Origin of the sequence: Sneathiella sp. (assembly GCF_036844445.1) — a bacterium.
Taxonomy (GTDB): Bacteria; Pseudomonadota; Alphaproteobacteria; order Sneathiellales; family Sneathiellaceae; genus Sneathiella.
The window spans coordinates 190,372-203,275 of the sequence record NZ_DAIUFV010000003.1; the positions used below are offsets into that span (position 1 = coordinate 190,372).

The following is a 12,904-nucleotide window of genomic DNA, read 5'->3' on the forward strand; positions in this document are numbered from 1 at the left end:
TGAAATCGTTAGAAAACGTTGCGAAATCCTGCCCTATATGTTTAATGATAGCTGCGTTTTTTACCAGATTATATTAAAAACCTGTCAACCTCAATGGACCGCTGCCGTGTCACAGTGAGGAGGCGGGGTGGACGTAAGTGATGATCAGGACAGCTCTCCATTCCGGGAACCATTTGCAGGCCGTCGCCAGGCGGCTGCTGGGCCTTGGCCTCTGCGCTCTACTGCTGGCGGGCGCGGCGTGCTCAACCGACAATAGCGAGGAGCAGGAGGCAGCCGAGTACCCGAGCGTTTCGACGGTGCCGGAGAAGCCTGAAACAATCGCGACGCTGGCCGAGGCAAATAAGATCGGCGAGGGGCTGCGCGCCGATCGCAGCAACGCCCGCTATACCGATGAAGCGCTGCGCGCCGATACCTCGGTGCAGCCGCCGCTGGCGCCGCCGCCTTCACCGCAGCCGGAAGCTGTCACGGAGACGGTAACCGAGACGGTGACGACGACGGTGGAGGAGACGGCCACGGGCGTCACGACCACCACCGAGGAGCGCGTTGAGGCCGAGGTCGAGGAGCGGACGGAGCCCGCAGTTGCCGCTGCGCCGCAGGAGCCGGTTGCGCAGCAGCGCCTGACACCGCCCGCAAGTGAGACATCAGAGCAGACGACCGTCATCAGCAGCGACGGGGTGGAGCGGACAACGGTTGCAAGCGTCTATGAACAGCAGCTCGCCGCCTCCGGCGCAACGCGTCTGCCGGATGGCGTGCGCGCGGACGGCGCCGGATCAGACGCGGCGGCACCTGCCGCCGATGCGCCGCGGCTTGCCCCGAATTATGCCGCCGCGAACGGCAGGACGCCGGTCGAGACGCTTTATTTTGCGCAAGGATCCGCCCGTCTCAGCGCGGAGGACCGGGCGAAGATCGATCGCATCACGCGGAGTCAGCGGGATGAGGCGAGCACGATCCGCATCGTCGGCCATGCCTCGAGTCGCACACGGGATCTACCCGAGACCGAGCATATGATGGTGAATTTCAGTATTTCGCAGCAGCGCGCCGCCGCGGTCGCCGAATATTTCCTGAAGGCCGGGATCAATGCGGAGAGGCTGGTTGTTGAATCCGTCAGCGACAGCGAACCCGTGAGCGCCGAGCCGATGCCGCGTGCGGAGGCGATGAACCGTCGCGTTGAAATCTTTATTCTCAATTAAACGAATTTCGTATACACAGCCGTAACAGCAGAATCGGGGGCCTGTTGCGGCGTGAGGCCCGGACCGTCCCCGATATCATTTAAACAGGAACGAGATTGATGGAACCTGACTTCCACCGCATTAAACGCTTGCCGCCCTATGTTTTCGAACAGGTCAACCGGATGAAAGCGGCGGCGCGAGCGGCGGGCGAGGATATCATCGATCTCGGCATGGGCAATCCGGATTGCCCGACGCCGCAGCATATCGTCGACAAGCTGGTCGAGACGGTGCGCGACGGCCGCACGCATCGCTATTCGACAAGCCGGGGCATCCCGGGGTTGCGCCGCGCCAACGCGGCCTATTACAAGCGCCGCTTCGGGGTCGATATCGATCCCGAGACGGAAACCATTGCGACGCTCGGCTCGAAAGAGGGGCTCGCCAACCTCGCGATGGCGATCACCGCGCCGGGCGATGTCATTCTCTCGCCGAACCCGAGCTATCCGATCCACCCTTACGGCTTCATCATCGCGGGCGCCGTCATCCGGCATTTCGAGGTTGGCCCTGGCATCGATTTCTTTGCCGCGCTCGAGCGGGCGGTGCGCCACTGCATCCCGTCGCCGACCTGCCTGATCCTCAACTTCCCGTCCAATCCGACGGCGATGACGGTGGATCTCGAGTTCTACAAGGAAGTCGTCCGCTTCGCGAAGGAGCACGGGATGTATGTCCTCTCCGATCTCGCCTATGCGGAGATTTATTTCGACGACGTGCCGCCGCCGTCGATCCTGCAGGTCGAGGGCGCGCGCGATATCGCCGTTGAATTCACCTCGCTCTCCAAGACCTATTCGATGCCGGGCTGGCGCATCGGCTTTGCGACCGGCAACAAGAAGCTGATCGGCGCGCTGACGCGGATCAAATCCTATCTCGACTATGGCGCCTTCACGCCCATCCAGGTTGCAGCGACGGCGGCGCTCAACGGGCCGCAGGATTGCGTTGAGGGGTTCCGCAAGCTATACAAGCAGCGCCGCGACGTGATGATCTCCTCCTTCGCGGCGGCCGGCTGGGTAATCCCCGCGCCGTCGGCGACAATGTTCGCCTGGGCGCCGATACCGGAGCCGTTCCGCCATCTTGGCAGCCTCGAGTTTTCCAAGCTGCTGCTGCAGGAAGCGAAGGTAGCTGTCGCGCCGGGCCTTGGCTTTGGCGAACATGGCGACAGCTTCGTGCGCATCGCGATGGTGGAGAATGAACAGCGGATCCGTCAGGCCGCGCGGAATATCAAAAAGTTTATGGCCAATGCACCCCAGCATCTGGCGAGTAGAGAGGCATCCTGATCGTGTCATCGAATGTGAGGATTGGAATTGCCGGCCTAGGGACGGTCGGGATCGGTGTGCTCAAGATTATCAAGGCGCATGGCGACCTCCTGCAGGCCCGCTCGGGCGCGCATCTTTCGGTAACCGCCGTCTCCAGCCGCGACCGCACGAAAGATCGCGGCGTGTCGCTTGACGGGATCAAATGGTATGAGGACGCGCGCGATCTGGCGACGGATCCCGATGTTGATATCGTCCTTGAACTGATCGGCGGCAGCGACGGCATTGCGCGCGAGCTCTGTGAGGCGTCGCTTAAAAGCGGCAAGCCGGTGGTTACCGCCAACAAGGCGCTGCTCGCGGAATATGGCAACGAACTTGCGCGCATCGCCGAGGAGAGGGGCACCCCGCTCGCCTATGAAGCAGCGGTGGCGGGCGGCATCCCGATCATCAAGGCGCTCCGCGAGGGGCTCGCGGGCAACGCCATCTCGCGCGTCTACGGCATCCTCAACGGCACCTGCAACTATATCCTCACCGAGATGGAGGAAACGGGCGGCGAATTTGCCGCGATCCTTCGCGATGCGCAGAAGCTCGGCTATGCCGAGGCCGATCCGAGTTTCGATATCGACGGGGTGGATGCGGCGCATAAGCTCGCCATCCTCGCGAGCGTCGCATTCGGCACGCCGGTCGATTTCAGCAATGTCTATATCGAAGGCATTCGCGATGTGAGCGCCGCCGATATCACCTCGGCGCGCGAGCTTGGCTATCGCATCCGCCTGCTCGGCGTTGCGCGGCGGACGGCGCGCGGGATCGAGCAGCGCGTGCATCCCTGCATGGTGCGCCGCGACAGCACCATCGCCAATGTCAACGGCGTCTTTAACGCGGTCGTTGTCGACGGCGATTTCGTGAATGAAACCACCTACGTCGGGCGCGGCGCAGGCGAGGGGCCGACCGCCTCCGCGGTCGTTGCCGACATCATCGACATTGCGCTTGGCCGACATACGCCGACCTTCGGCGTTCCGGTCGCGAAAATGAACCCGATCCCGACATCCCCCATCGCCGATCATCGCGGCTGCTATTACGTCCGCCTGACAGTCGAGGACAAACCCGGCGTGATCGCCGATGTCTCCGCCGTGTTCCGCGATGAGAATATCTCGATCGAGAGCCTGCTGCAGCGCGGCCGGGCGTCGGGCGAGGCGGTTTCGGTCATCCTCGTCACTCACGAGGCGAAGGAGGAGGCGCTGGTTCGCGCGCTTGGAAAAATAGCACAATTCACGCATAGTATGGCAAAACCGCGGATGATCCGCATTGCTTCCCTGTAATGACCTGTGCCCGTTATTAATGTTTTGGAAGAGAAGATTATGACCACATCCTCAAAACTTGACAGGAACCTGACCCTGGAAATCGTCCGTGTCACGGAAGCGGCGGCCCGCGCGGCCTGCAACCTGGTCGGCCTTGGCGACGAGAAGGCCGCCGATCAGGCCGCTGTTGACGCCATGCGCACCGCGCTCAACAAACTCAATATCAATGGCACGATCGTGATCGGCGAGGGCGAGCGGGACGAAGCACCGATGCTCTATATCGGCGAGAAGGTCGGCACCGGGAAAGGCCCGGAAATTGACATCGCGCTCGATCCGCTGGAGGGCACGACGCTGACCGCAAAAGGCGGTCCGAATGCGCTCGCCGTCATCGCTTTCGCCCAGAAGGGCAACTTCCTGAACGCGCCAGACACCTATATGGAAAAAATCGCCGTCGGCGGCGGGTATCCGGAAGGGATCATCGATATCGACAGGTCGGCCGGCGAGAATCTGCGCGCCATTGCCGAGGCGAAGGGGGTTCCCGTCAACCAGACGATGGCCTGCGTCCTTGACCGTCCGCGCCATGCCGAGATCATCGCCGATATCCGGAAAACCGGCGCCCGCATCCAGCTTATCTCGGACGGCGACGTCGCCGGCGTGATGGCAACGGCGGACCCGGATACCGGGATCGACATGTATGTCGGCACGGGCGGCGCGCCGGAAGGCGTGCTTGCCGCCGCGGCGCTTCGCTGCATCGGCGGGCAGATGCAGGGCCGTCTCGTCTTCCGCAATGACGATGAAAAGGCCCGCGCGGCGAAATGGGGCATTACAGATCTGCACCGCGTCTACAAGCTCGAAGAGCTTGCGGCGGGCGAGGTGATTTTCGCCGCGACCGGCGTCACCAACGGCTCGATGCTGAAGGGCGTGCGCCAGATCGGCGACAAGATCTACACCGAAAGCATCGTCATGCGTTCGCACAGCGGCACCGTTCGCTATATCCGGGGTGTGCACCGGGTCCGCTGACGGAGGCTTTTCATGGATGCGACGGCGACGCCGCCCTTTCTCGATGTCGAGCAGTCGCTTGGCGGCAGGCGCTGGCGGCTTCGTGCCGGGAACGAGCGGCTCGGTCTCGCCATTTCCCAGCGCCTTGGCGTGCCGGAGATCGTCGGGCGGGTCATGGCCGGGCGCGGCGTCGGGCTGGAGCAGGCGGAGCAGTATCTGAGCCCGCAGCTCCGTCATCTGCTGCCCGATCCGTCGACCTTCAAGGATATGGATACCGCCGCCCGGCGCATTGTCGCGGCCATTCGGGAGGGCGAGAAAATTGCCGTCTTCGGCGATTATGACGTCGACGGGGCAACCTCTTCAGGCCTGCTCAGGCGGTTTTTCAACGCCATCGGCATCGATGTCGAGATCTATATCCCCGACCGGCTGAAGGAGGGCTATGGTCCCAACGCCGCGGCGATGGAGACCCTCAAACAGCGCGGCGCGGACCTCGTCATCACCGTCGATTGCGGCATCGTCTCCTTCGATGCGCTCGCCCATGCGAAAGCGATCGGCCTCGATGTCATCGTGGTGGACCATCATCAGGCGGAGACGCGCCTGCCCGAAGCGATCGCCGTCGTCAATCCGAAGCGCCATGACGAAAGCCAGCAATATACCTATCTCGCCGCGGTCGGCGTCACCTTCCTGCTGGTCGTTGCGCTCAACCGCGCGCTTCGCGAAGCGGGCTGGTTCAACGCGGAGCGGCCGGAGCCGGATCCGCGTCTCTGGCTCGATCTTGTGGCGCTCGGCACCGTCTGCGACGTGGTGCCGCTGATCGGCCTCAACCGCGCCTTTGTCGCGCAAGGTCTCAAAGTCATGGCCCGGCGCGGCAACGCGGGGCTCGCGGCGCTCGCCGATGTGGCGGGGCTTGACGAGGCGCCCGGCACCTATCATGTCGGATTTCTCCTCGGCCCGCGCGTCAATGCGGGCGGGCGGGTCGGCCGGCCGGAATATGGCCCGGATCTCCTCTCGCTCGATAACCCGGAGCAATGCCGCCTGCTCGCAACCGAGCTTGATCGCTACAATCAGGAGCGCAAGGAGATCGAGGCGGCGGTGCAGGAAGAGGCGGCGGCGCTTGTCGAGGGGAGCAGCCTTCGCGATGACAGGGTGATCGTTGTCGCGGGCGAGGGGTGGCATCCCGGCGTCATCGGGATTGTCGCGAGCCGCCTCAAAGATCTCTATCAGCGCCCCGCCGTGGTCATCGCGCTCGATGGTGATACCGGCAAGGGTTCCGGCCGGTCGGTTCCGGGCGTCGATATGGGCGCGGCCGTCGGTGCGGCGCGGCATAAGGAGATCATTGTCGCCGGCGGCGGTCATCTGATGGCGGCCGGGCTCACGGTCGGGCGCGCGAATATTGACGCGCTCCGCGTCTTTTTGAACGAGCGGCTTGCCAAAGACGTGAGCGACGCCGCGAGAACCGCGAGCCTTGGTCTTGACGGCGCGCTCTCGGTCGAGGGCGCGACGGCGGAGCTGATCGAGCTGATGGATCAGGCGGGCCCGTTCGGGGCGGGCAACCCGGAACCCAGATTCGCGCTTCCCAATGTGCGGCTGGTGCAGGCGGGAATCGTTGGCGAGAATCATGTCCGCTGCGTCCTCACCGGCAGCGGCGGCAGGGGCCGGCTGACGGCCATCAGCTTTCGCTCACTTGAGACCCCGCTCGGCCAGGCGCTGCTTGGCCATAATGGCGCGAGCTTTCATATCGCGGGCCATCTTCGCCGCAACAGCTGGCGGGGAAATGTGACGGCGCAGCTTCTGATCGAGGATGCCTGCCGGCTCGCGTAAGCGTCTTTTCGGGCAAAAGGCGGCGGAGATGCCGATTTCCCGACGTTCCACTGTAAATCCTTCATACAAAATGAAAAAATAACAAATTTTTTACTTGATATCCGCGCCTAAAATGGCTACATCCTCGGGCGAGCAACAGGATATGTGTCCCCTTCGTCTATCGGTTAGGACGCCAGATTTTCATTCTGGAAAGAGGAGTTCGATTCTCCTAGGGGATACCATCCTGATGCCCGGTCACAGTTCCCGATGCGTCCCCTTCGTCTATCGGTTAGGACGCCAGATTCTCATTCTGGAAAGAGGAGTTCGATTCTCCTAGGGGATGCCATCGTGACCCCGACCGGCCACCGTCTCTTTCGCCACATTCTGCGTCCCGCTTTCCCTCTGGATATCATCCGGTGCTGCTGCTACGATGCGCGCGGAGGCTGCAAAGATGAATTTACGACTTTGTTTTGAAAGCAAGGCCGGCGTCAATATCGACGAAGCGGCCGTGTTCCGCCATTACGCCGAGAATTATCTCTCCGGCTTCGATATCGAGTGGGGCGGATCGGTGAGTATGCCGCACCACGACACGATTACCCGCCCGATGGAGCCGCTGTGGCAGTATTTCATCCGCAATGCGAGCACGGCGGCGCGCGACTATCTGATCGAGTATCTGAACCGCAATCCCATGGCCGGCTATTTCGTGCATGTGTATGAGCAGGAAAGCGGCGCGGGAGATCGCAAGATCCGCTAGGTGAGGGGACGGCGGCAAGGGCGCCGCGCCCATTGTCACGCCTTAGGACGCCGGCGCCGTATCGAACTTGGCGTCTTCGAGGTCCGTACCGTCGAAGCGCGCGCCTTTCAGCTTCGCGCCGGTGAAGTTGGCATCGATCAGGTTCGCCTCGCTCATATCAGCGCCTTCGAGGTCGGCATTGGTGAAATTGGCGGCTGAAAGGTTTGCCGGCCATTTCTTGCCGAGCGATTCGCCGCGCTCGCCCTTGAGATCGACAGCCGTCAGCACCGCGCCTTTCAGATTGGCGCCCGTCAGATTGGCGCGCGAGAGATTGACGCCCTCCATAACGGCACTCTCAAGGTTTACATTCTCAAGAATGCACTGCGACAGGTCGGTCATCACGGTCTGTGCGCCTTTGAGGATCGTCCCGGTGAGATTGGCGCCGCGCAGCGTCGCGCCGGAAAGCGCGCAGCCCGAGAGATCCATGCCCGAAAGATCCATGCCCGAAAGATCGGCCCGCTCGCCTTTGAGGCCATTGGTCTCCACCCAGAGGAAATGCTTCTTCAGCAGCGTCTGCAGGTTGGGCGGCAGGGGCGTCGTGTCGTCCTTTTTCAACAGATGCGGCGCGACGGCCTTTGATTTCGAAAAATCGATATTGGCGAGGTTGGCGCCGTCAAGGCGGGCGTTGTCGAAATTGCACCCGTCGACCTTGGCGCCTTCGAGATCGGCATTGCTGAGATCGGCGCCGGTCAGATCGGCGTTGGTGAAATCGCAGCCGACCATATCCGCGCCGATGAAGCCGGCGTTGGTAAGCTCCGCATTCGAGAGATTCGCGCCGCGGAGCTGTGAATAGGCGAAGTTGGCGTTGCCAAGCGCTGCGCCCGCGAGGTTGGCGCCGTTCAGATTGGCTTTCTCGGCGACCACCCGCTCCATCTCCGCGCCGGAAAGATTGCTCGCCGAAAAGGTCACGGTTTCGCCGCCCGAGAGGATAAGCGAGCCGCCGCGGAAATCCGCTTCCTGAAGGTTGGCGCCGTTCAGCTTGGCGCCTTTGAGCTCGGCGCCGCGAAGATCGGCGCGGATGAGCAGGCTGTCGCGAAGGTCAGCGCGCGTCAGATCGGCGGCATAGAGGTCGGCGGAGATGAGATTGGCGCGGCGAAAGATACTGCGCGAAAGCTTGCACCCGGTCAGCCGTGATTTCTGCAGCTTGGCGTCGGCGAAATTTGCGCCGGTGAAATCGGCCTGGTGAAAATCGGCGCGCGCGCCCTCTTTGGGATTGATCAGCCACTTTCGATGCTGTGCGAGAATCTCGAGGATTTCCTGCGGCGTCATTGTTGTCATTTAACGTCTACTTTACCTGTTCCCTTATGTCCGCGAAGCGCCCCGTGACGGCCCTTTGTAAGACTAGATTAATCTTTATATTTCATACTTCGCACAGCGTCGAAGGCATCCGTTCCCGTTATAACGGGACAAGGTTAATAACTGGTTGCCGACATTCATTCATTAAAGGACTGGAGAAAATGTTTCGGATCACGCAGGAACAGGTGGATGCTTTGGAAATTTGGGTGCGTGATCGCCGCGATGCCTATATGCGCAAAGGCTTTCAGCTTGCCGCACTCGCCGGCGCAACGCCGCTCGCGGCCTATGCGAGCGATAGCGGCCTCAAGCCCGAGGATGCCGCCAAATCGGTGATCGAGCTGAAAGAGGAGTATGAACTCGCCGAGATGTTCCATCGCGACGCGAAGCAGCTTCTGCATGCGGGGCGGCAGGGCGGGTAATCTCCCGGCGAAGGTGAGTCTTTGTATCCGGCGTCAGGATGATTCGGGCGATTTCGCGCGTGCCACGAGCCGAAACTGCTCGCGCCGCTTGCGCGCAACGAGGGCGGCGATGCGCGCGATCAGCGCCTGTTCCTTTTCCGCCGAGAAGGTGAATTTGACGGCGATACCGTCTTCAAGCTGGCGGATGACGCGCGCCGGGATGAGGCCGATATCGCCAACCTCAAGGGTGATATCGGATCCATCCGGCAGGCGCATGTCCATCTGCAGCCCGGCGCCGCCGGCGGAAATATTCATAATGCAGGCCCGCGCCGCGCCCGCAGAATGATGGACGCGGCCCTGCCGGGCGATCATGACGCGCCGATGCGCGCGGCGGTTATCGATATTTGACTCAGTCATTCGGCCTCCGGTGCCCGTGCGCCTTGTTGGCTGCCCGCGCGAGACGCAGGGCAGGGGATAGGGCTGACTGTTGCGCAATTTGGTTAATATTTTCTTGTGCTTGACGCCCGCCGCCGGCGCGGCTTCTTTCGTTAATATTTCGTTCACGCCTTGGCGCTATTCTGGCGGCCGGGTCATCATGAAAGGAAATGCCATGCGGCAACAGGAACTCTCCGTTCTCGTCAGGGAATTGAAGGCCGAGGTCGAAAAATCGCCCCGCCTCAATCGCAAGTCCGTGGCCGACCGGGCGATCATGACCAACACCGCCGCGCTGGACCTCCTGCTTGAGACGGCGGACCCTGAGCGGGGCGCTGCCAGCCCGGCGACGGGGGCAAGGCTTCTGAAGGGGCTCTCCCATGAATTCGTCGATGTGTCGCGCGCGCTCCGCGCGTTGTCGGCGCGCTGAGACGCGCCCGCCGGGATGCTCGGGCCCGGCTTGCAAAAACAGTCTTGGCATTCGCCCCATTTATGGTAAATCTGTGCCGCGGCCTTTCGTAACGCGGCCGGCTTTGTTGCGTTCCTGACTGACCGAGTGCCATGCATATCCCGCCGAAATCAGAAATAAAAACCATCCTGCATCAGCGTCTTTCCCGGATTGTCTCCGCCATCCGCGCGAGCAGCGTGAAGGCGCGGCTCACGGCAGGCGCGCCCGTCGCCGCGGCCGTAATTCTTGCCGGGGCGGCGCTGCTGCTCGATATCGTCTTGCGTGGGGCAGGAACTGAGGGCTGGGGCTGGCGCCTCCTTGCCGGGACGGCTCTGCTCGCGGTCTTTCTCGCCCCCCTCTGGTTCGCGGGGCTTCGGCTCGCCCGGCGGATCCGGCCGCGCCTTCGCGAGCGACGTTTTCTCGATGCGCTGCTCGTCGGGCTCTATCTGCCGCATGTCGTCGCCGTCCTCGTCATCGTCGTTGCGCGGCTCGAAGGATCGGAGACGATTGCCTCCCTTGGCGCCGCACTTATCACCTGGGCGATGCTGAGCCTGCTGCTCTCGCCCTTCCTCGTCCTGCTGACGCTGCTCGGCTGGTCGTTCCTGCCAACGGATGAAAAGCTCACCGAGATGAAGGAGCGCACGCGCGAGCTCGGGCAAAGCGCAAAGGCACTGCTGCCGGCGCCTGTGCGCCTTAATGGCCGCGACCAGAAGCTCCTCGGTGCGCCGGCCGAGCCGGCGGCGGCGCTCGATGAGGAAAAGGACGCCGTGCGGACTTGAAAAAGGCGACGCGACCCAGCGCCTACTTGGCGCTTTACTTTAGTTCGGTTGTTCGGCAAGCTTTCGGGCGGCGAAAACAATCAAAAACAGGCTTCGCCGCACGAGAATAACAATCGAAACAATAAGAACAAGGCGCGGAGGAGAAGCCCCCTCGCGTTGCCCGTCAGGAAGGAATAAAGAATGGCCGCAATCGCCTTTGATCTCCCTGAATCTGTCGCCGAGGTGCGCGACGGTATCCGCAATTTTGCGCTGCAGGAGGTGATCCCGCGCCATGAAGCAAACCGTGCGCTGCTCGAAAATCCGCGGCTGAAATATGACGAGGACGGCCGCCTGTCGGCGCCGGTCCGCGCGCTGATCAGGGAAGTGCGCATGGCCTCCGCCAAGGCGGGCTATTACCAGATGTGCGTGCCCGAGGCGCTCGGCGGCAGCGGGCTCGGGATGCAGGCCTATTATGCCTGCTGGCAGGAGCTTTTCCACACCTGCGGCCCGCACAACTGGATGATGCTTTATGCGCTGTCGCACTGGGCCTTCGGGCCGAGCCGGCTGCTCGAAAAGGTCACCGACCGGGCCCGCGATGAAATTCTCGCCCCCCTGATGAGCGGTGAGAAATCCATGTGCTTCGGGCTCTCTGAACCCGGGGCGGGGTCGGACGCCAGCATGATCCAGACCCGCGCCCGCAAAGACGGCGACGGCTGGCTCATCAACGGGCGGAAAATCTGGACCTCGAACGCGCCGATTGCCGATTACTGCATTCTTTTCGCGGTGACGGACGCGGAAAAGGCGGCGGCGAAAAAGGGCGGCATCTCCGCCTTTCTCGTGCCGACCGATGCGCCGGGCTTCGTTATCCAGCGGGTCGTCAAGCTGTTCGGCCATATCGGCGGCGATGAGGCCGAACTGGTATTCGAGGATCTCCGCGTCGAGCCGTGGCAGCTTGTTGGCGAGCTCGATAACGGCTTTGCCGCCGCGCTTTACGGCGTCTCGCTCGGGCGCATCTATAACTCGGCGCGCGCCGTCGGCATCGGCCGCTGGTCGATCGAGCTCGCGCTCGAATACGCCAAGCAGCGCGTCGCCTTCGGCAAGCCGATTGCCGAATATCAGGGCGTTTCCTTCCCGCTCGCCGTCGCCGCGACGGAGCTGCACGCGGCGCATCTGATGGGGCTGAACTCGACCGCGCTGCTCGATAAGGGCGAGGCGGCGATCAAGGAACTTTCCATGACCAAGATCTACTCGGTGCAGGTCGGCCTTCGCGCCGTCGACCGGGCCATTCAGGCCCACGGCGCCATCGGCCTCACCAACGAGGTCGGCCTTGCCGAAGCCTGGCAGTATCTGCGCATCGTCAATATCGCCGACGGCTCCAACGAAATCCTGAATAAGACAATTGCCCAGCGGTTGCTGAAGGGCGATACGGAAATCTGATCCGAGGGGGATGAGCCAGATGGTGAAAGCGTTTCAGGCTGGCCTTGCCGCCAGTCTCTATTTTCTCGCCATTGCGCCGGGCGCAGCAGAGATGACGCCGGATGCCGAGCGCGGGCGAGTGCTCGTGGAAACCCATTGCGCGGAATGCCATGCAATCGACAGGGCGGGGCCCAGTCCGCTCGCAATCGCGCCGCCCTTTCGCGACCTTCACACGCGCTATCCGGTCGAAAGCCTAGAAGAAGCGTTCGCTGAAGGGATTTCGACAGGCCATGCCGATATGCCGGAATTTCGCTTCGAGCCGGACCAGATCAATGATTTGATTGCCTATCTGAAATCCCTCGAATAGGGGAACTCACCCCATGAGCGCATCCCGCCGCTGATCCGTTCCTCATTCTCCTGCTCGGCGGCGGGCTCCTTCTCGGCTTCCTTATGATGCCCGGCGACTGGTATGCCGGCCTCGCCAGACCCGCCTTAAATCCGCCGGCCTGGCTGTTCGTGCCCTATACCGCATAGGTGGCCTTCGCGTCGCTGCTGACGGCGCGATCTGGATGTTGAACTGGTGGCTGGCCGGCCAGTGCCGCTCATTCAAGCTCGGCAAACAGGGGAATTTTCTCGAAAAGCGGGAGTTGGCTGGGGAACCTGGACTCGAACCAGGATTGACGGAGTCAGAGTCCGCTGTCCTACCATTAGACGATTCCCCACCATATCGGCGGTGCGTGACCTTGAAGGTCCGGCTGGCGGCTCTAGTAGCAATTCCGCAGCGGCCTGTCAA

13 protein-coding genes and 3 tRNA genes are annotated in these 12,904 nt (G+C 62.5%); 13 read left to right on the forward strand and 3 right to left on the reverse strand.

Annotated elements, in window-relative coordinates; all coding sequences use genetic code 11:
• The first annotated feature begins 140 nt into the window (after positions 1 to 140).
• The 8 genes from V7Z56_RS07670 (at position 141) to V7Z56_RS07705 (ending at position 7,324) form a co-directional block, all read left to right on the forward strand.
• Positions 141 to 1,190 (forward strand): OmpA family protein, encoded by a 1,050-nt coding sequence (locus V7Z56_RS07670; protein WP_334128793.1) that lies wholly within the window; start codon positions 141 to 143, stop codon positions 1,188 to 1,190.
• A gap of 98 nt (positions 1,191 to 1,288) precedes the next feature.
• Positions 1,289 to 2,497 carry an LL-diaminopimelate aminotransferase gene (locus V7Z56_RS07675; protein ID WP_334128795.1) on the forward strand — a complete coding sequence of 403 codons (1,209 nt, stop codon included), beginning with the start codon at positions 1,289 to 1,291 and terminating at the stop codon, positions 2,495 to 2,497.
• Positions 2,498 to 2,499: 2 nt separating this feature from the next.
• Positions 2,500 to 3,792: a homoserine dehydrogenase gene (locus tag V7Z56_RS07680; protein ID WP_443023769.1), complete on the forward strand. Its 1,293-nt coding sequence runs from the start codon at positions 2,500 to 2,502 to the stop codon at positions 3,790 to 3,792.
• Between the two features lie 39 nt (positions 3,793 to 3,831).
• Entirely contained in the window at positions 3,832 to 4,791 is a 960-nt protein-coding gene (gene glpX / locus V7Z56_RS07685; protein WP_334128796.1) for a class II fructose-bisphosphatase, read from the forward strand.
• Positions 4,792 to 4,803: 12 nt separating this feature from the next.
• On the forward strand, positions 4,804 to 6,591 hold the full coding sequence (gene recJ, locus V7Z56_RS07690) for a single-stranded-DNA-specific exonuclease RecJ (protein WP_334128797.1): 1,788 nt from the start codon (positions 4,804 to 4,806) through the stop codon (positions 6,589 to 6,591).
• A gap of 146 nt (positions 6,592 to 6,737) precedes the next feature.
• A tRNA-Glu gene (locus V7Z56_RS07695) sits at positions 6,738 to 6,812 on the forward strand.
• Positions 6,813 to 6,841: 29 nt separating this feature from the next.
• Positions 6,842 to 6,916 (forward strand) — tRNA-Glu (locus V7Z56_RS07700).
• A gap of 105 nt (positions 6,917 to 7,021) precedes the next feature.
• Positions 7,022 to 7,324 (forward strand): hypothetical protein, encoded by a 303-nt coding sequence (locus tag V7Z56_RS07705; protein WP_334128798.1) that lies wholly within the window; start codon positions 7,022 to 7,024, stop codon positions 7,322 to 7,324.
• A gap of 42 nt (positions 7,325 to 7,366) precedes the next feature.
• On the opposite strand, the gene V7Z56_RS07710 is transcribed toward V7Z56_RS07705, so the two are convergent.
• A complete protein-coding gene (locus tag V7Z56_RS07710) occupies positions 7,367 to 8,641 on the reverse strand; it encodes a pentapeptide repeat-containing protein (protein ID WP_334128799.1) in 1,275 nt (424 codons plus the stop codon).
• A 179-nt stretch (positions 8,642 to 8,820) separates the two neighbouring features.
• Here V7Z56_RS07710 and V7Z56_RS07715 point away from each other — a divergent pair, with 179 nt between their 5' ends.
• Complete coding sequence (locus V7Z56_RS07715; protein WP_334128800.1) at positions 8,821 to 9,078, forward strand: hypothetical protein; 258 nt, start codon at positions 8,821 to 8,823, stop codon at positions 9,076 to 9,078.
• A 33-nt stretch (positions 9,079 to 9,111) separates the two neighbouring features.
• On the opposite strand, the gene V7Z56_RS07720 is transcribed toward V7Z56_RS07715, so the two are convergent.
• Complete coding sequence (locus V7Z56_RS07720) at positions 9,112 to 9,474, reverse strand: PilZ domain-containing protein (protein WP_334128801.1); 363 nt, start codon at positions 9,472 to 9,474, stop codon at positions 9,112 to 9,114.
• A gap of 193 nt (positions 9,475 to 9,667) precedes the next feature.
• On the opposite strand from V7Z56_RS07720, the gene V7Z56_RS07725 reads away from it, so the two are divergent.
• The 4 genes from V7Z56_RS07725 to V7Z56_RS07740 all read left to right on the forward strand — a co-directional run bounded on the left by V7Z56_RS07725 (position 9,668) and on the right by V7Z56_RS07740 (position 12,478).
• A complete protein-coding gene (locus V7Z56_RS07725) occupies positions 9,668 to 9,919 on the forward strand; it encodes a hypothetical protein (RefSeq protein ID WP_334128802.1) in 252 nt (83 codons plus the stop codon).
• Positions 9,920 to 10,050: 131 nt separating this feature from the next.
• On the forward strand, positions 10,051 to 10,716 hold the full coding sequence (locus V7Z56_RS07730) for a hypothetical protein (RefSeq protein WP_334128803.1): 666 nt from the start codon (positions 10,051 to 10,053) through the stop codon (positions 10,714 to 10,716).
• A gap of 180 nt (positions 10,717 to 10,896) precedes the next feature.
• Positions 10,897 to 12,132 (forward strand): acyl-CoA dehydrogenase family protein, encoded by a 1,236-nt coding sequence (locus tag V7Z56_RS07735; RefSeq protein WP_334128804.1) that lies wholly within the window; start codon positions 10,897 to 10,899, stop codon positions 12,130 to 12,132.
• A 19-nt stretch (positions 12,133 to 12,151) separates the two neighbouring features.
• Positions 12,152 to 12,478 (forward strand): c-type cytochrome, encoded by a 327-nt coding sequence (locus V7Z56_RS07740; RefSeq protein ID WP_334128805.1) that lies wholly within the window; start codon positions 12,152 to 12,154, stop codon positions 12,476 to 12,478.
• Between the two features lie 281 nt (positions 12,479 to 12,759).
• Here the strand turns inward: V7Z56_RS07740 and V7Z56_RS07745 are convergent.
• A tRNA-Gln gene (locus tag V7Z56_RS07745) sits at positions 12,760 to 12,833 on the reverse strand.
• Between the last annotated feature and the right edge of the window lie 71 nt (positions 12,834 to 12,904).